At 57.1% G+C, this 17,676-nt stretch carries 20 protein-coding genes; 7 read left to right on the top strand and 13 right to left on the bottom strand.

From position 1 onward, the window contains the following. The 5 genes from madB to ubiU form a co-directional block, all read right to left on the bottom strand. On the bottom strand, positions 1-1,209 hold the full coding sequence (madB, locus tag BWI76_RS24990; RefSeq protein ID WP_004139859.1) for a Na+-transporting malonate decarboxylase, carboxybiotin decarboxylase subunit: 1,209 nt from the start codon (positions 1,207-1,209) through the stop codon (positions 1-3). Positions 1,210-1,364: 155 nt separating this feature from the next. Next, positions 1,365-2,255, bottom strand: a complete 891-nt coding sequence (locus BWI76_RS24985) for a triphosphoribosyl-dephospho-CoA synthase (protein WP_049100027.1) — start codon at positions 2,253-2,255, stop codon at positions 1,365-1,367. 202 nt (positions 2,256-2,457) lie between these two features. Continuing rightward, positions 2,458-3,465, bottom strand: coding sequence for a luciferase-like monooxygenase (locus BWI76_RS24980; RefSeq protein WP_004139862.1), 1,008 nt, complete (start codon positions 3,463-3,465; stop codon positions 2,458-2,460). Positions 3,466-3,608: 143 nt separating this feature from the next. Next, positions 3,609-4,487 (bottom strand): U32 family peptidase, encoded by an 879-nt coding sequence (locus BWI76_RS24975; RefSeq protein ID WP_004139864.1) that lies wholly within the window; start codon positions 4,485-4,487, stop codon positions 3,609-3,611. An 8-nt stretch (positions 4,488-4,495) separates the two neighbouring features. Beyond that, the gene (gene ubiU, locus BWI76_RS24970) at positions 4,496-5,491 is read right to left on the bottom strand and encodes a ubiquinone anaerobic biosynthesis protein UbiU (RefSeq protein WP_004139867.1); all 996 of its coding nucleotides are present in this window, start codon (positions 5,489-5,491) and stop codon (positions 4,496-4,498) included. 221 nt (positions 5,492-5,712) lie between these two features. Between ubiU and ubiT the strand changes: the two genes are divergently transcribed. Together ubiT and BWI76_RS24960 are read left to right on the top strand one after the other, a co-directional pair. After that, positions 5,713-6,237 carry a ubiquinone anaerobic biosynthesis accessory factor UbiT gene (ubiT, locus tag BWI76_RS24965; protein ID WP_004125595.1) on the top strand — a complete coding sequence of 175 codons (525 nt, stop codon included), beginning with the start codon at positions 5,713-5,715 and terminating at the stop codon, positions 6,235-6,237. Continuing rightward, entirely contained in the window at positions 6,231-6,734 is a 504-nt protein-coding gene (locus tag BWI76_RS24960; RefSeq protein ID WP_064371559.1) for a GNAT family N-acetyltransferase, read from the top strand. Before ubiT ends, BWI76_RS24960 begins: the two co-directional genes overlap by 7 nt. Here the strand turns inward: BWI76_RS24960 and BWI76_RS24955 are convergent. Further along, on the bottom strand, positions 6,721-7,005 hold the full coding sequence (locus tag BWI76_RS24955) for a GIY-YIG nuclease family protein (RefSeq protein ID WP_004139877.1): 285 nt from the start codon (positions 7,003-7,005) through the stop codon (positions 6,721-6,723). The genes BWI76_RS24960 and BWI76_RS24955 overlap by 14 nt on opposite strands. Before the next feature lie 55 nt (positions 7,006-7,060). Between BWI76_RS24955 and BWI76_RS24950 the strand changes: the two genes are divergently transcribed. Beyond that, on the top strand, positions 7,061-7,504 hold the full coding sequence (locus BWI76_RS24950) for a YhbP family protein (protein WP_004139879.1): 444 nt from the start codon (positions 7,061-7,063) through the stop codon (positions 7,502-7,504). Here the strand turns inward: BWI76_RS24950 and BWI76_RS24945 are convergent. After that, positions 7,484-8,002 carry a type 1 glutamine amidotransferase domain-containing protein gene (locus BWI76_RS24945; protein ID WP_004139883.1) on the bottom strand — a complete coding sequence of 173 codons (519 nt, stop codon included), beginning with the start codon at positions 8,000-8,002 and terminating at the stop codon, positions 7,484-7,486. The two genes, BWI76_RS24950 and BWI76_RS24945, sit on opposite strands and share 21 nt — an antisense overlap. A 128-nt stretch (positions 8,003-8,130) precedes the next feature. On the opposite strand from BWI76_RS24945, the gene BWI76_RS24940 reads away from it, so the two are divergent. Together BWI76_RS24940 and BWI76_RS24935 are read left to right on the top strand one after the other, a co-directional pair. Next, positions 8,131-8,778: an NAD(P)H-binding protein gene (locus BWI76_RS24940; protein WP_024358734.1), complete on the top strand. Its 648-nt coding sequence runs from the start codon at positions 8,131-8,133 to the stop codon at positions 8,776-8,778. A gap of 72 nt (positions 8,779-8,850) precedes the next feature. Next, entirely contained in the window at positions 8,851-9,891 is a 1,041-nt protein-coding gene (locus tag BWI76_RS24935; RefSeq protein WP_004139888.1) for a permease, read from the top strand. Between the two features lie 207 nt (positions 9,892-10,098). On the opposite strand, the gene dolP is transcribed toward BWI76_RS24935, so the two are convergent. From dolP to BWI76_RS24915, 4 genes are read right to left on the bottom strand one after another with little or no spacing between them, the layout of a single operon-like run. Next, positions 10,099-10,674 carry a division/outer membrane stress-associated lipid-binding lipoprotein gene (gene dolP / locus BWI76_RS24930; RefSeq protein WP_004125578.1) on the bottom strand — a complete coding sequence of 192 codons (576 nt, stop codon included), beginning with the start codon at positions 10,672-10,674 and terminating at the stop codon, positions 10,099-10,101. A gap of 9 nt (positions 10,675-10,683) precedes the next feature. Continuing rightward, positions 10,684-11,274, bottom strand: coding sequence for a DnaA initiator-associating protein DiaA (diaA, locus tag BWI76_RS24925; RefSeq protein WP_002918211.1), 591 nt, complete (start codon positions 11,272-11,274; stop codon positions 10,684-10,686). A 22-nt stretch (positions 11,275-11,296) separates the two neighbouring features. Further along, positions 11,297-11,683 carry a YraN family protein gene (locus tag BWI76_RS24920; protein ID WP_004135864.1) on the bottom strand — a complete coding sequence of 129 codons (387 nt, stop codon included), beginning with the start codon at positions 11,681-11,683 and terminating at the stop codon, positions 11,297-11,299. After that, positions 11,641-13,722 (bottom strand): penicillin-binding protein activator, encoded by a 2,082-nt coding sequence (locus BWI76_RS24915; RefSeq protein ID WP_004135866.1) that lies wholly within the window; start codon positions 13,720-13,722, stop codon positions 11,641-11,643. The genes BWI76_RS24920 and BWI76_RS24915 overlap by 43 nt, the downstream gene beginning before the upstream one ends. A gap of 63 nt (positions 13,723-13,785) precedes the next feature. Between BWI76_RS24915 and rsmI the strand changes: the two genes are divergently transcribed. Beyond that, positions 13,786-14,649, top strand: a complete 864-nt coding sequence (gene rsmI, locus BWI76_RS24910; protein WP_004135868.1) for a 16S rRNA (cytidine(1402)-2'-O)-methyltransferase — start codon at positions 13,786-13,788, stop codon at positions 14,647-14,649. 4 nt (positions 14,650-14,653) lie between these two features. Further along, the gene (locus tag BWI76_RS24905) at positions 14,654-15,655 is read left to right on the top strand and encodes a Fic family protein (protein ID WP_004135869.1); all 1,002 of its coding nucleotides are present in this window, start codon (positions 14,654-14,656) and stop codon (positions 15,653-15,655) included. Between the two features lie 64 nt (positions 15,656-15,719). Here BWI76_RS24905 and BWI76_RS24900 read toward each other — a convergent pair whose 3' ends face one another. Together BWI76_RS24900 and gatD are read right to left on the bottom strand one after the other, a co-directional pair. Next, a complete protein-coding gene (locus BWI76_RS24900) occupies positions 15,720-16,493 on the bottom strand; it encodes a DeoR/GlpR family DNA-binding transcription regulator (RefSeq protein ID WP_004135871.1) in 774 nt (257 codons plus the stop codon). Positions 16,494-16,603: 110 nt separating this feature from the next. Beyond that, the gene (gene gatD / locus BWI76_RS24895; RefSeq protein WP_064371560.1) at positions 16,604-17,647 is read right to left on the bottom strand and encodes a galactitol-1-phosphate 5-dehydrogenase; all 1,044 of its coding nucleotides are present in this window, start codon (positions 17,645-17,647) and stop codon (positions 16,604-16,606) included. Positions 17,648-17,676 lie beyond the last annotated feature (29 nt).

Raw genomic sequence — 17,676 nt, 5'->3', positions numbered from 1 at the left:
TTATTTCAGCAGGAATAGCGTGGAGATAAAGACCCCGGTGGCGATGGCCGAAACGATCAGGCCACTGACGCCAGCGCCCATGGCCAGCGGCAGAATGACGGCGTAGGGGTTTTCATGGCTGACTTCTTTCTGCGCGATTTTGGCGGTGGTCGGCAGGCACGAAACCCCGGCGATGCCAATGGCCGGGTTGTAGCGTCCTTTCGAGATAAGCCAGATAAACCAGCCGCCGAGCAGGGCGCCGATTGCCGAGATAGCCAGCGCGCCAATACCGAGAATCAGAATGATGCCGACTTTCGGGTCAAGAATGGTTTGCGCTTCGCACAGCGTGCCGAGCAGCAGGCCGAGAAACAGCGTCGCGGTATAAGTCAGGGTGGTCTCCAGCAGCTTCTGGAACGGTTCGATCTCCGCTTCTTTAATCGCGATCCCGAGGAAGAATGAGAGGATCAGCGGCGCGGCGACCGGCAACAGCAGGCACAGCAGCAGGCAGGCGCAGATGGTGAAGATGAACTTCGCTTTTTTTGATACGGTGGGATATTCGATATCCACTTCCATCCCGCGGTACTTTTTCGGTACCAGCAGGCGCACCAGATACGGATAGCCGGCGTAGGTCAGGCTCAGATACAGGTAGGCGATAATGGCGATGGGGACAAACAGATTCGGCGCCAGAATCAAGGAGGCGAAGAGCACCATCGGGCCGTCGGCGCCGCCGATGGTCGCAATAGAAGCCGCTTCGTTAGCCGGGAGGCCAAATACTTCTATTCCCAGCAGCAGCGCGGCGAAGGTACCCGCTTCGGCGAACAGCGCAACGATGATGCTGGCCCAGGGGCGGAGCAGAATAAAGCTGATATCGCTCATCGCGCCGATGCCGAAGAAAACGATACAGGCTATCAGGCCGTTACTGAAGGTCAGGTTATAAACCGGCTGCAGGAAGTTTATCTGCATAATGTTAACCAGCTCGGTAGGGTCGCTGATCATCGGGTCGAGAATTAAGGTGCCGGTTTGCCCGCCCGCGAGAAAGAGCACCCCGGCGTTAACGGCAATCATGCCTAAGCCCATCGGCACCATAATCAGCGGTTCGAGGGTGCGGCGAAAACCCATCCACGCCAGGACAAAACCCAGAATAATTAATAATATTCGCGCAATGGCTATTGTGGGATCTTCAATAAAAAAGCTACCAATGCCCGAAAAGAGCTTAATAAAGATATCCATAAAATATATTCCTGATAACGCATAAAAAGAGGCGTATTAGTCGTCGGTAATATTCAGCTTATTCATGACTCTATTAACGCCAACAATGACTCCGACCACGGCAAAAGAAATAACAATCGTCATGGCATAAGTTAATAATGTATATAAATAGATACTCATATCTCTTCCTCGTTAGGGTCCTCTTGCAATTGATGGCAAAGAAAGTACATCGCCAGGGTCAGCGCTAATAAATCTGCCGACCCGCCCGGACTGACCCATTTGTCCACGCACCAGGCATTAAATTCGTTGAGCTCATGTTCTATGCCGGGGTGGCTCATTCCTCCCAGGTTGACCAGGCGCTGCGCGCGCTGTTTCATTTCGTGCAGCGCAGGGGGACCTGCGCGCGAAAGTACCGTCGTATCATCGCAGCGCGCCATCAGCGCGAGTAGCGTGTGGATCAGCGCCTCACGCCAGCTAAATCCCAGAGAGAGCGCCTGTCGCAGGGCCGGAAGCCCAATATGGCAGACCAGCGGGAAGCCTTGTTCCGCCTCGCCGCGCACGCCGGTGATACCAAATTGCAGATACAGTTTTTCACCGTGGGTTTGCGCGGAACGATGGGCGAGCGCGGCGAAATCGTTGCGGCAGAGATCGAGGCACAGCCCGGCGACGCACTGGCTTAATGACTCGCTGGAAAGCGGCTGTCTCCGACCTTTTAGCCAGCCGGCGGCGGCGGCCAGAACGGCTCCGGCAAAGAGTATGCCGCGCTGAGTATTTATCTCGCGGGTGGATTGCAGCAGCCTGGATTCGTATTCAATACCGATAAGACGTATTTTGGGAAATAAATCTGCCAGCTCGCCCTGATGATATTCACCGGCCTGCGCGCAAGCATAAAAACAGGGCGCTATGGCAGAGCTACTGGTAATAAAAAGCCATATATCCATATCGTCATGCGCGCCCTGCGAGTGCGGCGTCACCAGGCCGGGTTTCGGCCAGGCGCAAACTTCCATTAATAGCGCTTTTAATAAACACTCACCGATCCTTATTGCATTGGCGGTTGGTTGGCTCATGGCGATTCTCTTTGACGCGTGCATTTATGAAAAGTAAAACAAGAGAGAAAGTAACATCGCTTTTTTTAGAGAACAATTACGCTCGGGGTAACGTAATTACGCTTAACGTAACCAGATGAGGGAAAAGGCGTGAGAAGAATGAGGTGGGTCACAGATTGTCATTCAGGCGGAAAAAAATGCGGCAAAAATGCCGCATTGCTCACTATCCGAGAAGCGCTTCTTTCACCTGCATCGCCAAATCAAATGAATGCAGGCGGGCCTGATGATCGAAGATTTGACCGTTAACCATGATTTCATCGGCCTGGGTTTCCCGCAGGATCGATTCCAGCCCGTGGCGGATTTTGGTTTTATCGCCGACCAGCGACATGCTCAGCGCCTTTTGCACGCCGTACTGCTCTGAAGCGGACCACAGCTGATGCATATTTTGCACCGGCGGCGGCAGCTGCCCGGTTTCGCCGCGGCGCAGTTTGACGAACGCCTGCTGCACGGAGGTAAACAGAAATTCCGCATCTCTGTCGCTGTCGGCGGCAATAATATTAATGCACACCATCGCGTACGGCTTCTCTAACCGTTCTGACGGCTGGAAGTGGGTGCGGTAGAGGTGCAGGGCCTGGAAAAGCATATCCGGGGCGAAGTGCGAGGCAAAGGCGAACGGCAGCCCAAGCTGCGCCGCCAGCTGGGCGCTGTACAGGCTTGAGCCGAGCAGCCAGACCGGGATCTTCTCGCCATAGCCGGGAACCGGGCGCACGTGCGGATTAGGATCGCGGGCGTCGAACCAGTCCACCAGCTCCGCGACATCGCGCGGGAAGTTATCGACATCGCCGCTCATATGGCGACGCAGCGCGCGCATGGTCGGCTGATCGCTGCCCGGCGCGCGGCCAAGGCCGAGATCGATACGTCCTGGGTACAGCGTATTGAGCGTGCCGAACTGCTCGGCAATCACCAGCGGCGAATGGTTTGGCAGCATCACGCCGCCGGAGCCAAGATGCAGAGTGGTGGTATTCGCGGCAAGGTAGCCAATCAGCACCGAAGTCGCGGCGCTGGCGATACCGACCATATTATGGTGCTCGGCCAGCCAGTAGCGGTGATAGCCGCGCTTTTCCGCCAGCTGCGCCAGGTCTAAAGAGTGGGAGAAGGCTTCCTTTGCGGAAGACCCCTGCGGGATCGGCGCCAGATCGAGCACCGAGAACGAAACAGGTTTGTCAGTCATAAAGGCTCACTTTGCTACAGCATCGTCATCAGATTGAAGGTCTTCTTCCAGCCTGGCGTATCCAGGATACGCCTGCCAGAAAAGCTGCATCTTTAATAGTGCATTAAAAAGCAGCGATAGCCATTAACAAAGTGAGCGGTTAATCAGCTCTGCAATTCCAGTCCGGCCAGCCGTCGCCAGTAGCCGTTGCAGTCGCTGTTCGCCGTCAGCGACAGCGGCGCTGCGCCGTTTTCATTGGCGCGGAAGGCGTCCAGCATCGCAAAGGTCTCGCTGCCCAACGGCGACAGGCGAACCATATCCACCAGCCCGTTCATGGTGTTGAGCTCATTCCCGAGGTTATAGACGTAGCCGCTCATGGTCTGAATGCCGTTGAGGACGAACACCTGCTGGTTCTCCTGTGAGAGCACGTCGCGCCCGTTAGGGTATTTAATGCAGCAGGTTTCACACTCATCTTTTGGCCGGTCTTCCGAGCGGGCGGTAAAGCAGCGGGCGGAGTAAGCCAGCGGCAGGTGGCCGTAGCTGAGCACCTCCACTTCAAACTGATGGCGGATGCCCAGGTCGTCACACTGGGTCAGCAAGTTCGCCAGCCAGTCGCGGGAAAGCTCAACTGGCATACACCAGCGCACCATGCCTTGCTTGAGCAGCAGGCGCAGGGTGACGGCGTTGTAGCAGTTGAGCGCATGGCCGGCGACGAACGGCAGCTTACGTTCCGCGCACAGGTTGACGACCCCGAGATCGCTGGCTTCAATCAGAAACTCGCCGTTATCGACATAGCGTTTAAGTTCGCCCAGCTCAGAGGAGGCCTGCACCAGCGCGAGGGTGGAAAGCACCACCTGTTTACCGCTTCCCGCCAGCGCTTTCGCCATCTCGATCCAGTCGCCGACTTTGGTGGCGCGGCGTTTGCTGCATACCGCTTCGCCGAGGTAAATCGTATCCGCGCTGCAGTTTGCCGCCTTCTGGTAAAAATCTTCCAGCGTCTCTTTTGGCCAGTAATAAAGCACCGGCCCTAATGAATATTTCATTGCTGTTCTCACTGCCATTTACGGTGATAAGCGCCAAGGGTGGTTTGCGTCCCTTCGGACATGGAACCGAGGGTTTCCATCCACGCGGACTGCGGCACGAAGTTTTGCGGATCGGCTTTGCAGCGATCGATCGCCTGACGCCAGACCTTCGCCACCTGGGTGACGTAGGCCGGGCTGCGCTGGCGGCCTTCAATTTTCACCGAGGCAATATTTGCCGCCATCAGTTCCGGCAGCAGCTCCAGGGTGTTCAGGCTGGTGGGCTCTTCCAGCGCGTGGTAGCGCTCGCCGTCGACCAGATAACGCCCCTTGCAGAGGGTGGGATAACCGGCGTTTTCACCATCCCGGTAGCGGTCGATCAACACTTCGTTAAGGCGTGATTCCAGGCCCTGCGGCGTTTGCTGCCAGCGCACGAAGCGCGCTGGCGAACAGGCGCCAACGGTATTCGGCGATTCGCCGGTGAGGTAGGAGGAAAGGTAGCAGCGTCCTTCCGCCATAATGCACAGGCTGCCGAAGGCGAAAACCTCCAGCGGCACAGGCGTGTTGCGCGCCAGCTGTTTGACCTGGTGAATCGACAGCACGCGCGGCAGCACCACGCGGGCGATGTCGAAATTGCGATGATAAAACTTCACCGCCTCTTCGTTGGTGGCCGAAGCCTGAACGGAAACGTGACGCTCAATATGCGGGTAACGCTCGGCGGCGTATTCCAGCATCGCGATATCGGCGAGGATTAGCGCATCGGCGCCCAGCTGCGCCGCCATGTCGACCGCGCGTTGCCAGCGGGCATAACCATCAGGATGGGCGAAGGTGTTGATGGCAATATGCAGTTTGCGACGATGCTGATGCACAAAGCTGACGGCTTCCTGCAGTTTCTTTTCGGTGAAATTAAGGCCGGCAAAGTGGCGGGCGTTGGTGTCATCTTTCAGCCCGATATAGACGGCATCGGCGCCGTTTTCGATGGCCGCCTTAAGCGCCGGAAGGTTACCGGCTGGGCAGAGCAGCTCCATAATTTTTCCTGAAAAATGCGGCCCGTCAGGGACGCTGGATGGTTAATGAGCTGGGATTTTAGTTAACCTTCTGGTGACAATTTTTGATTTGAGGCAGTTAAAAGCGTATTGGCGGAATCAATACCAGCGGCCCGGCATCGTGATTTTGTTGATTTACGCCGCTATGTCGTTTATTTGATATGGCACAATAGAGGAACTATTGCATTCATGGAGTAAAGCTTGTGTTGGATAAACTGCGTTCCAAACTGGTTCACTTTGGCCCGTCGATGATGAGCGTGCCGGTTAAGCTGGCGCCATTTGCCCTCAAGCGCCAGGTGCTGGAACAAGTATTAAGCTGGCAATTTCGCCAGGCGCTGGCGGATGGGGAACTGGATTTTCTCGAGGGGCGCTGGTTAAGTATTCATGTGCGCGACATCGGTCTGCTGTGGTATACCTCGGTGGTTGATGGGCGTCTGGTGGTCAGTCCTGCGGCCGAAGCGGACGTCAGCTTCAGCGCCGACGCCAGCGACCTGCTGATGATTGCGGCGCGTAAGCAGGATCCGGATACGCTGTTCTTCCAGCGTCGCCTGGTTATCGAAGGCGATACCGAGCTGGGACTGTATGTAAAAAACCTGATGGATGCCATTGAGCTGGAGCAGATGCCGAAGGCGCTGCGCATCATGCTGCTGCAGCTGGCGGACTTTGTTGAAGCTGGCCTGAAAGGCCCGCAGAAACCTGAACAGACATCGGTAGGTGAGGCATGCTGATTCGAGTAGAGATTGGGATTGATGCGCCGGGAATCGATGCTTTATTGCGTCGTACCTTTGGCGGCGACGTGGAAGCGCAGCTGGTGCACAGTCTACGTGAAGATGGCCTGATCACGCTGGGCGTGGTGGCGACGGATGACGAAGGTCAGGTCGTAGGCTACGTGGCCTTTAGCCCGGTCGCCGTCGAAGGCGAAGAGCTGCAGTGGGTCGGACTAGCTCCGCTGGCGGTCGATGAAAGCTACCGCGGTCAGGGCATCGGGCGTCAGCTGGTCTATGAAGGGCTTGATTCCCTGAACGAGTTTGGCTATGCCGCCGTCGTGACGCTTGGCGATCCGGCGCTCTATGGCCGTCTGGGCTTTGAACCGGCGGCGCGTTTCGATCTGCGCTGCCGCTGGCCCAATAGCGCCGAGGCTTTCCAGGTTCATCGTCTGGCCGATGACGCGCTGAACGGCGTGAGCGGGCTGGTCGAATATAGCGACCACTTTAATCGCTTCTGAGGCTTTCCAGCAGCGCCTCAAATGAACCGTCCCCGGCAACGAGGCGCTCTTTCTGGCGCTTCGTTAGCTGCTTGATACGATATTCAAGACGCAACGCTAGTGAGCGTTCACCAACTTCCTTGCTAAAGGCCAGTTGAAGCTCTCCTTTGCCACGCAGCGCTTTCGCGCCCCTGCCGTCCTGGTGCTGGCAAAAGCGGCGTGCGACATCGGTGGTAATCCCGGTATAGAGGCGATTATCGGCGGTACGAATCAGATAGAGAAACCAGCACACGGTACAGAGATCGCTATGTTAAGGTGTGAGCACCATAACATACTGGAGAGTAAAGATGGATACGCTCGCTGCTATCAGCCGCTGGCTGGGCAAACAGCACGTCGTCACCTGGTGCGTCGCCCGCGATGACGAGCTATGGTGCGCCAACGCCTTTTACGTCTATGACCCGCAGCAGGTCGCATTTTATCTGCTCAGCGATGAAAAAACGCGCCACGGCCAAATGACCGGGGAAGGCGCCAACGTAGCCGGGACGGTCAACGGGCAGCCGAAAACCGTCGCGCTGATCCGCGGCGTGCAGTTTAAAGGCAAAATTCGCCGCCTGGCCGGGGAAGAAGAGGCGGCGATGCGTAAGCGCTACGTTAGCCGTTTTCCGGTGGCCCGCATGCTATCGGCGCCCGTCTGGGAGATTCGACCCGATGAGATCAAGTTCACCGATAACACGCTGGGCTTTGGTAAAAAGCTGCACTGGCTGCGTGAGTCAGGCGCCGAGCAGGCGTAAGGCTTCACGATTAAACGCCGGCAGGTCGTCCGGGGTTCGGCTGGTCACCAGCTGCTCGTTGTCGATAACCACTTCCTGGTCATAGAATTCGCCGCCGGCGTTTTTCACGTCGATAATGATAGGTTTCACGGCCGTCAGCTTACGCCCGCGAATCACATCGGCGCTAATCAACAGCTGCGGACCGTGGCAGATGGCGAAGACCGGTTTGCCGCTGTTGACAAAATCGCGGGTGAAGGTGACAAAGCGTTCGTCGCCGCGCAGCGAGTCCGGTGAATATCCGCCCGGCAGCAGTAAGGCGTCAAAGTCCGCAGGGCTGACGTCATCAATGGCTTTATCGATAACGACTTCGGCTTCCCCTTTTTTCCCTTTTACCTTCTTCCCCGCCTGTTTTTCAATCGTGACCACCTCGTGGCCGGCAAGACGGTAGGCGTCAGCCGGTGAGGTAAATTCTGAATCTTCAAAGTCGTTGGTAATTAATACGGCTATCTTCTTACTCATTCTTCCTCCAGTGTTTCGGTGTGGAATGAGGCATTTCCCTGATGATGATGGATAATTACCTCGTAGAGTATTAAGTCTGGAACATGAGCCGGGGATCGCAAGGCAGAAAAGTCTGCAAAGGAGTTTCGATGAGTCAGGTACTGTTAACGGGGGCGACCGGGTTAGTTGGCGGTCACTTACTACGAATGCTGCTTAACGCGCCGGCGATTAAATCCATTGCCGCGCCCACGCGTCGGCCGCTGGCCGATATCGCCGGCGTATTTAACCCGCACGATCCGCAGCTTACGGATGCCCTGGCGCAGGTGGTCGATCCGATCGATATCGTTTTCTGCTGCCTGGGAACTACCCGCCGGGAAGCGGGGAGCAAAGAGGCGTTTGTGCATGCCGATTATACGCTGGTCATTGATACCGCGCTGGTGGGGAAAAGGCTGGGCGCGCAGCATATGCTGGTGGTCAGCGCGATGGGGGCGAACGCTCATTCGCCCTTTTTCTACAATCGGGTAAAAGGCGAGATGGAAGAGGCGCTGATTGCGCAGCAGTGGCCGCGGTTGACCATTGCTCGCCCGTCCATGCTGATAGGCGAACGGGAAAAGCAGCGGACCAGTGAGACCCTGTTTGCGCCGCTCTTCCGCCTCCTGCCGGGGAACCTGAAATCGATAGACGCGCGGGACGTAGCGAGCGCACTGCTCGCGGAGTCGCTATCGCCAACACATGAAGGCGTACAGATTCTCTCGTCATCGCAGCTTCGTGAGAGAGCGGCGCGGTCAGGGGATTAATAATTTCCAAAATTTCCCTGAAAGCGTAGTATTCATGGCCTCAATTTAACATGACACTCCCTGGGGAATGCTATGGCTGGTCAGTCTTCATCTCAGGCGGCAGCACCGTTTCAATGGTGGAAGCCCGCGCTCTTTTTTCTCGTTGTTATCGTCGGCCTGTGGTTCGTCAAATGGCAGCCCTACTACGGCAAAGCTTTTACCGCCGCCGAGACGCACAGTATCGGTAAATCTATCCTCGCTAACGGTGACGCGAACCCTTTAGCCGCGGCCTGGGATTACGCGCTGGTCTATTTCCTGGCGGTATGGAAAGCGGCGGTATTAGGCGTGCTGCTGGGATCGCTTATTCAGGTGCTGATCCCGCGTGACTGGCTGCTGCGCACGTTGGGGCAGTCGCGCTTTCGCGGCACGCTGCTGGGGGCCGCGTTCTCTCTGCCGGGGATGATGTGTACCTGCTGCGCCGCGCCGGTGGCGGCGGGCATGCGTAAACAGCAGGTCTCCATGGGCGGCGCGCTGGCATTCTGGCTGGGCAATCCGCTGCTCAACCCGGCGACGCTGGTATTCATGGGCTTTGTGCTGGGCTGGCAGTTCGCGCTGATTCGCCTGCTGGCCGGACTGGCGACCGTACTGGTGGTCGCCACGCTGGTGCAGAAATGGGTGAAAGAAGCGGCGACGCAGCCCGCAGATGTGCCTGAATTGCCGGCGGAAACCGCGCAGGGCGGCTTCTTCAGCCGCTGGCTACGCGCGCTGTGGACGCTGTTCTGGAATACCATCCCGGTTTATATTCTGGCGGTTCTGGTGCTGGGCGCCGCGCGGGTGTGGCTATTCCCTCACGCCGATGGCGTGGTGGATAATACGCTGTTCTGGGTGATTGCCATGGCGATTGCCGGCTGCCTGTTTGTCATACCGACGGCGGCGGAGATCCCGATTGTGCAGACCATGATGCTGGCTGGAATGGGCGTGGCGCCCGCGCTGGCGCTGCTGATTACGCTGCCTGCCGTTAGCGTACCGTCACTGATTATGCTGCGTAAAGCGTTCCCGGCGAAGGCGCTGTGGCTGACCGGCGGGCTGGTGGCGCTGTGCGGCGCGGTAGCAGGCGGGTTGGCTTTAATCTGATATTTCCCGGGTTGCAGCGTAAACGCCTTACCCAGGCTACGGGTTCGCCGTCGGCTGTGGGCCGGTAGCCCGGACAGGCGAGCAGCGCCGCCTCCGGGATAAAGGGGCAGAGGGCGGCGTCAGCTAAAAGAGTTGCGGGATCTACAAATGCAGACCGCGTGGCTTTGTCGCCCGGCTCAGCGTAGCGCAAGCCGGGAGGCAGAACGCTTACTTGATATAGGTAAAGGCGGTGGTCACGCGAGACACGCCGCTCACCCGGCTGGCGATATCCGCCGCCGCGCGTCCTTCACGGTCGGTGACCAGACCCATCAGGAACACTTCGCCGTTTTCGGTTGTCACCTTCACGTTGGAGGATTTCACCTGGTCGGTACCCAGCAGCTGAGAGCGGACTTTGGTGGTGATCCAGGTATCCGAAGACGCGGTGCCTAAGCCGATCGGCTGGCCCTGACGCACTTCGTTAAACACTTCCGTTGTCCCTTCTACGCCCATAGCGATTTGCTTCGCGCGCGCGGAGAGATCGGAGGTTGGAGACTGCCCGGTCAGCAGGACTTTACCCTGGTAGGCGGTCACGTTGATACGGGCCTGTTTCTTGATTTGTTCATCTTTCGACAGCGCGCTGTTGACGCGCAGCTCCAGCGTGCTGTCGTCCACCTGAGTACCTACCGTACGCGGGTCCGTCGCGGCTTTAGTGCCGACTGCTGCCGTTCCGACTACCGCGGCAGCAACGCATCCCTGAAGCAGTAGCGCAGACAGCAGAATGGCGAGGGGCGAGAGAGCCTTCATGTGTTCTCCTTAATCGTCCTGGTGTGGAAAAAGCGTGTTATCGATCAAATCGCACAGACAGTTGACGGTGAGCATGTGCATTTCCTGAATTCGCGCGCTGCGATGTGAGGGAATGCGGATTTCGACGTCCTGCTGCCCTAACAGGCCAGCCAGTTCACCGCCGTCATAACCGGTTAACGCCACGATAGTCATATCGCGGGTGACCGCCGCTTCCACGGCTTTCACAATGTCCCGGCTGTTGCCGCGCGTAGAAATCGCCAGCAGCACGTCGCCGGCGTGTCCCAACGCACGCACCTGCTTAGCATAGATTTCGTCATGCAGGCGATCGTTGGCAATTGCGGTTAAGACCACATTATCGGTATTTAGTGCAATGGCGGGTAAACCAGGACGCTCTGTTTCAAAACGATTAATCATACTGGCAGCAAAATGCTGTGCGTTGGCGGCGGAAGTGCCATTACCACAACAGAGGATTTTGTTGCCGTTCAGCAGCGACTGAACGAGCGTCATCGCCGCACGGGAGATGGCGTCCGGGAGTGCTTCCGCTGCTGCAATTTGGGTTTGAATGCTTTCGGTGAAGCAGGCTTTGATTCTGTCGAGCACGGGATCCCTTAATTCATTTACGCTATTCGCCAAAGGCGTTTTTTAGCCACTGGATGTCGTTTCCGGTGAAGGCTACCACATCGAAACGGCAATCCACAGTCTCAAAGCTCCCATTCTGTCGGCAGAGCCACAGACGCGCGGCTTTGAGCAGTCGTTGTTGCTTTTGCGGCGTGACGCTGGAGGCGGCATCGCCGTAGTTTACGGTGCGACGATAGCGCACTTCGACAAACACGGTAACGCTGCCGTCGCGCATAATGAGGTCAATCTCGCCGCCGCGCTCGCGGACGTTGGCGGCGATAAAATGCAGACCCTGGCTCTCCAGCCAGCGGCGCGCCTGGATTTCCCAGGCGTCGCCGGTCTGTTTACTTAGTTGGCCGCGACGATTTGCCCACCCTGGTATTTGAGCCATGACAGTTTCCTGTTGATCACGCAATCCTGCGTGGCCGTAAGATCGCCGGTATTGCCGTTCAGCTCAAAGCCGGGAACCTGGCGCATCTGCGAGAAATGGTTGGCCAGTGACCAGGCGTCGGCGCCCATGGCGTACAGACGCGCCAGCGAGTAATCGTTACGAACGGCCGCCAGCGCCTGCTGCTGCAGGGCAGGGTTACTTCCCGCCAGCATCGGGATCTCGCTATATTGCAGGCCTTCCATTTCCAGGCGGAAGTCCGGGCCGGAAGTCCCCTGGGCGCTGCGGGAGCTGGCGTACAACGTCACACCGCTCTGGCTACCGTTACGCAGTGCGATCATCGGCTTGATGTAGGCAATTTGTTCTGGCGTGGCCAGGATATACGCGGCGTCGACGCCGCCGGTGCTGCTGACCGGCACATCGCTCGGGCTGCCCAGGGCGCTGTCCTGACCTGACGGCAGGGTTGAGACCGGCGTACCGCTTAATGAAATACCGCTGTTAACGCTGCCGCGCAGCTCGGCGGTGGAGCCCAGGCGCTGTTGCAGCACCGTACCGCCACCCAGCTTCAGCCACTCGTTGGCGAAGGCGGTAACTACCCGATCGCCCAGCGCGCCGCGCGGCACCAGCAGCAGCGGAGTCTGTTTACCCTGATCGTGTATGTGGTGCGCCGCGTCGCGAGCTTCGTCTTCCGGAGAGAGGGCGAAATAGCAGATATTGGCCCGGCTTTCGATTTTCTCCGGCTGGTTGAGCGCCAGCACGTTCAGCGAGGTATTGCTCTTGATGACTTGTTCGACGTTATCTTTCAGCAGCGGGCCGACGACGATGGTTGCGCCGTCCTGCTGCACCTGGGCCAGCAGCTGGCTCATTGGCTGAGTGGTCGTGTCGTAGATTTTCAGTTCTGCCGAAGGGTTGGCTGGCGTTGCGGCGACCGCCTGAGCCTGTGGCGCTTCCGCCGGCTGGCTGGTGGCCTCCGGCGTCGGGGCTTGTACTGCCGCCGGCGCGGTGACCGGCGCCGCGGGTTGCGCCTGGTCGGCCGCTGGCGTCTGTACCGGGGGCTGGGCGTTATTGGTCGTCGTCAGATCGGTGACCTCCGCCTGCGATGGGCTGACCACCGCGCTTTCGGCAACATTCGCCGCCTGGGCGACCTGGGCGGGCACCGCGCTTCCTGCAACGGCAGGCGCGCCGTTCTTCGCCGCTTCAAAGCCCTGCTGGATGGTGCGGCCAAAAATCGCCGCCTGGCCGTTTAACGGCAGCAGCAGGGCGATTTTATTGGTCGATGCGGCCTGGTAGTTCTGCATATTCACTAACTGCGTCGGCAGCATTTTCGCCCCCGGGTTTTGCGGGTAGCGGGTCTGCCAGTCTTTCACCCCCGCCTTGAGCATCGTCGGGTCGTTGCGGTTATCAAACCACATGCGCTGCAGATCCAGCCAGCCCTGCAGGACGTTCTCGTCGGCGTTAATGACCAGCGCGTTGGCCTGATCTTTGGTCATGGCGGTGAGCGCTTTCCAGGTCGCGTCGATGTTTTTCTGCTTTTGCGCAGGCAGGCTTAACAGCGGCTGCTGGGCAATCAGGGCCCGCAGCAGGTTCAGCGAGGGTTGACCCTGGCTGGCGTCAATTTGCGCCTGCCAGTAGCGGGGCTGCTGATTCTGCTCAAGGCTTGCCGGGTCGAGCTTGCTGAGCAGCGTCTGCGCGCCCTGGAAATCGTTCTGCGCCAGCTTCACTTCAACCGCCAGCAGCGACCTTTCGCGACTTTGCGCGGCGTTGAGGTTAGACGGCAACTGATTGAACAGATCGACCGCCTGCGGTTTCTTACCTTCCTTCAGCAGTGCACGAATGGCGAGTAATTGCCAGTTGGTCTTGCTATCATTCGCGCTTTGCTGCATCTGTTGCAGATAGTAACTGGAGTCTGCCTGGGCCGTACCCTGCAAATACGCCGTGCTTTGGTCCGGGGTATGGGTACCGCAGCCGGCAAAGATCAGAGCGGCCAGCAGTACGGGCAGACAACGCACGGGTTTAGAACGAAGAAATGTTGACGGTACCATATGTGTCCAGTGATATTTTTTTGGCTCAATGCTCAATATTAATTCGGCAATACGGACGAGACAATGAAACAACACGAATCAGCAGATAATTCTCAGGGACAGCTCTTTATTGTGCCCACTCCGATAGGGAATCTGTCTGATATCACGCAGCGCGCGCTGGAAGTGCTGCAAGCCGTTGATTTAGTTGCGGCGGAAGATACCCGCCATACCGGTTTGCTGCTGCAGCATTTTGCGATCAATGCCCGTTTATTCGCGCTTCACGACCACAACGAGCAGCAAAAGGCGGAAACGCTGGTCGCGAAGCTTAAAGCGGGGCAAAACATCGCGCTGGTTTCCGACGCCGGAACGCCGCTGATTAACGACCCCGGCTATCATCTGGTGCGCACCTGCCGCGAGGCCAATATCCGCGTGGTGCCGCTGCCCGGACCCTGTGCGGCGATTGCGGCGCTGAGCGCAGCCGGCCTGCCTTCGGATCGTTTTTGCTATGAAGGCTTTTTACCCGCCAAATCCAAAGGCCGTCGCGATACGCTGAAGGCGCTGGAAGAAGAGCCGCGGACGATTATTTTTTATGAATCCACCCACCGCCTGCTGGAAAGCCTGGAAGATATTTGTACCGTGCTGGGCGAGTCCCGCTACGTGGTGCTGGCGCGCGAGCTGACCAAAACCTGGGAATCGATTCACGGAGCGCCGATCGGCGAGCTGCTGGCGTGGGTGAAAGAGGACGAAAATCGCCGTAAAGGCGAGATGGTGCTGATCGTAGAAGGTTTTAAAGCGCAGGAAGAGGCGCTGCCGGCGGTAGCGCTGCGTACGCTGGCCCTGCTGCAGGCCGAGCTGCCGCTGAAAAAAGCCGCCGCGCTGGCCGCGGAAATCCACGGCGTGAAGAAAAATGCGCTGTATAAGTATGCTCTGGAGCAGCAGGGAGACTAACCTCATGAGTCATTACCAGCCGCCGTTTAGCATTACTCCTGCCATTCTCAATCTGGTTGTTGAGATTGGTGAGCTGTTAGGGCACTGGTCGGCTCAAACGGGACGAGCCTCCCCCCTTCTGCGAAAAGAGAATCGTATTCGTACGATTCAGGCGTCGCTGGCGATAGAGCATAACAGCCTGAGTACCGATCAGGTCACTGCGCTAGTGGAGGGTAAACGTGTTCTTGCGCCAGCAAAAGATATTCAGGAAGTGAGAAACGCTATTCTGGCATATGAAAAAATGCCTGCATGGAAAAGCCACCGGTTAACCGATCTTTTGACCGCCCACCGGACGCTGATGATAGGGCTGGTTGATAACCCTGGCCAGCTGCGTGACGGAGATGTAGGGATCTACCGGGATACCCGACTGGTTCATATGGCTCCCCCCGCCTCTCAGGTCGAGCGTTTGATAAACGAGTTGCTGCTATGGCTGAAAGTCACTGACATTCATCCGCTTATCGCTGGAGCTGTCTTCCACTACGAATTTGAGTTTATCCATCCATTTGCCGATGGTAATGGCCGAATGGGACGCCTGTGGCAAACCTTAATTCTTAGCCAGTGGCGCGCGGAGCTTGCCTGGCTACCAGTTGAAACGTTGATGCATTATCAGCAGGAGCGCTATTACCAGGTTTTAGGGATGTGTGATAGCCAGAGTGACAGCACGCCGTTTATTGAATTTATGCTGGAAAATATGGTTATCGCGTTGAAAGATGGCATGGGACAAACCGCTTCTCTGTCGGAAGAAATGTCGGAAAAAATGTCGGAAGAAAAAGTGGAAATGCTGGCTGCCGTTGAGGAACGGATCCTCAAGCTTTTGTCCAAAGAACCCACGCGTACCGCGAAAGACATGGCTCAGGAAATGGATGTTTCTGCCAGAACCGTTGAGCGGTATCTGAAGACGCTGCAGCAAAAGGGAAGATTACAGCGGACCGGCGCAAAAAAAAGGGGAGCCTGGCGCATTCTTTAGCGGGTTATCAGCGTACAAAACGTGATGGTCAATAGGGCAGATGTCACCGCATCTGCCTTATTTTCTATACGATGTGTAACTCAATCCGGGTACTTTTTAATGCCTTCCGATACTCATCGTTTATTCCGCTGTCGGTAATGACGCAGTTTATTTTCTCCATCGGCAGAACCTGGTTGAACCCGCGACGATTAAATTTGCTGGCATCCAGCACTGCTACCACCTTATGCGCCGCGGCGGCCATGACGCCGCTGATGGAGTAGCCTTCGTTGAAGGTCGTGATGCCGTTGGTGGTGTCGATACCGTCCGCGCCGACGAACATCAAATCGGCACTGATACCCTGAAGCGAGCGTTCAGCGATGGTGCCGTGCATCGAGTGCGTTTTATGGCGCACGGTGCCACCGCACACGACCAGCGTGATATCTTTGTTTTCTGATAGCGTAAACGCCGCGGGCAGACTGTTGGTAATTACCGTAATATTGGTCATACGTACCAGCGCCTCGGCAATCAGCAGAGTAGTGCTGCCGCTATCCAGGATCACCGTCATGCCTTCGCTAATCATCGCTACCGCCGCCTGAGCGATCCGCTTTTTCGGATCGCTGGCCAGCTGATAACGGTCTTCAAGTACCACTTCCAGATTATCTCCTTCGGTCAAATTACTGCCAGGCCTTGCGGCGCCGCCATGAAAGCGGGTGAGTAACCCCTTTTCCTCCAGCAAACGGAGATCGGCCCGAATAGTCACTTCGGAGATGCCAAAGAGATTCGAAAGGTCCAGTACCAATACGCTACCCTGCGCATTAACCATTTCGACGATTTTGTTCCTTCGCTCAAATGAGTTCATATTAATTTGCCTGATAATTAACTGATCTTAGTGTAATCGAAGGGTAATGAAAGTTGAACGATAATTTTCGAAAGGTTATGTGAGCCAGCTCTGATTGCTGGCTCAGTCGATCAGGAAAGTTTTAGCAGAATTTTCCCCTGCATCGGCGCGCCGTTCAGCGCCTGAACTTCGCGGGCAAAGCTTTCTGCATTGCCGATATGGGCGATAAGCGGAACAAGCTGAATGCGTTTTTCCGTCAGCAGGCGAACCGCCGTTTGCCACTCTTCTCCCGGCCACGGACCTGAGTAGTTCATCCAACTGCCGACGATAGTCAGCTCTTTACGCAGAATCTGGCCAAAGGTGGCGGAGAGCAGCGTCAAATCGTGGTGCAGCGTGCCCACCAGCGCCAGCTGCGCTCGCGGTCCGGCGACCTCAATACCCAGCGCCACGGTTTGCGGCGTACCGGCGGTTTCCAGCACCAATTGGTCGAACTGAATCTCTTCCAGCGCCGTTTGAATCTCTTTGCTGCTCATCTCTTTACTGTTAAAGACGTACGTTGCGCCGAGCGTTTTTGCCAGCGCCAGCCTCTGCGGATTGATATCGATTGCCGTAATGCTTTTGGCGCCCAGTTCGCGGGCGCACTGCAGCGCCAGCAGACCAATCGTGCCTGCGCCAATAATAATGACGTTTTTTCCTTCGCAGCCCTGAGCCAGATGGAAGGCGTGCAGGCCGACGGTCATCGGTTCAATAAACGCGCCGTCATCAATCGGCATCCGATCCGGCAGACGGAACAGATTGGCGCGCTTAACCACCACATACTCCGCATTGCCGCCTTCGCTACGCGAACCGACAAACTGGTACTGCTTGCAAAGAGAGAAATATTCACGCTGGCACTGCGGGCAGTTAAAGCAGGGAAGCAGAGGCACGCAGGCCACTGCGTCGCCAGGCTGCAGATCGGTCACCGCGGAGCCGTAAGATTCAACGTAACCGCTGAACTCATGACCCAGGGTGATGGGGTAGTAGTGTGCGCCTTTGGCGAAGATGCGCGGAATATCAGAACCGCACAATCCGGAGCTGACGACTTTGACCAGGACATCGTTTTCCGTTTGCAGAGTCGGTATCGGGCGTTCTTCAACACGCACTGTCCCCTCAGCATGGATTACCACTGATTGCATATAATTCTCCAGAAATGTCCGGGGGAGCG

The sequence above is a fragment of the Klebsiella sp. M5al genome (assembly GCF_002090195.1).
Lineage (GTDB): Bacteria > Pseudomonadota > Gammaproteobacteria > Enterobacterales > Enterobacteriaceae > Klebsiella > Klebsiella grimontii.
Note: the sequence above shows the minus strand (reverse complement) of the source record. Positions and strands in the feature narration are given on the sequence as shown.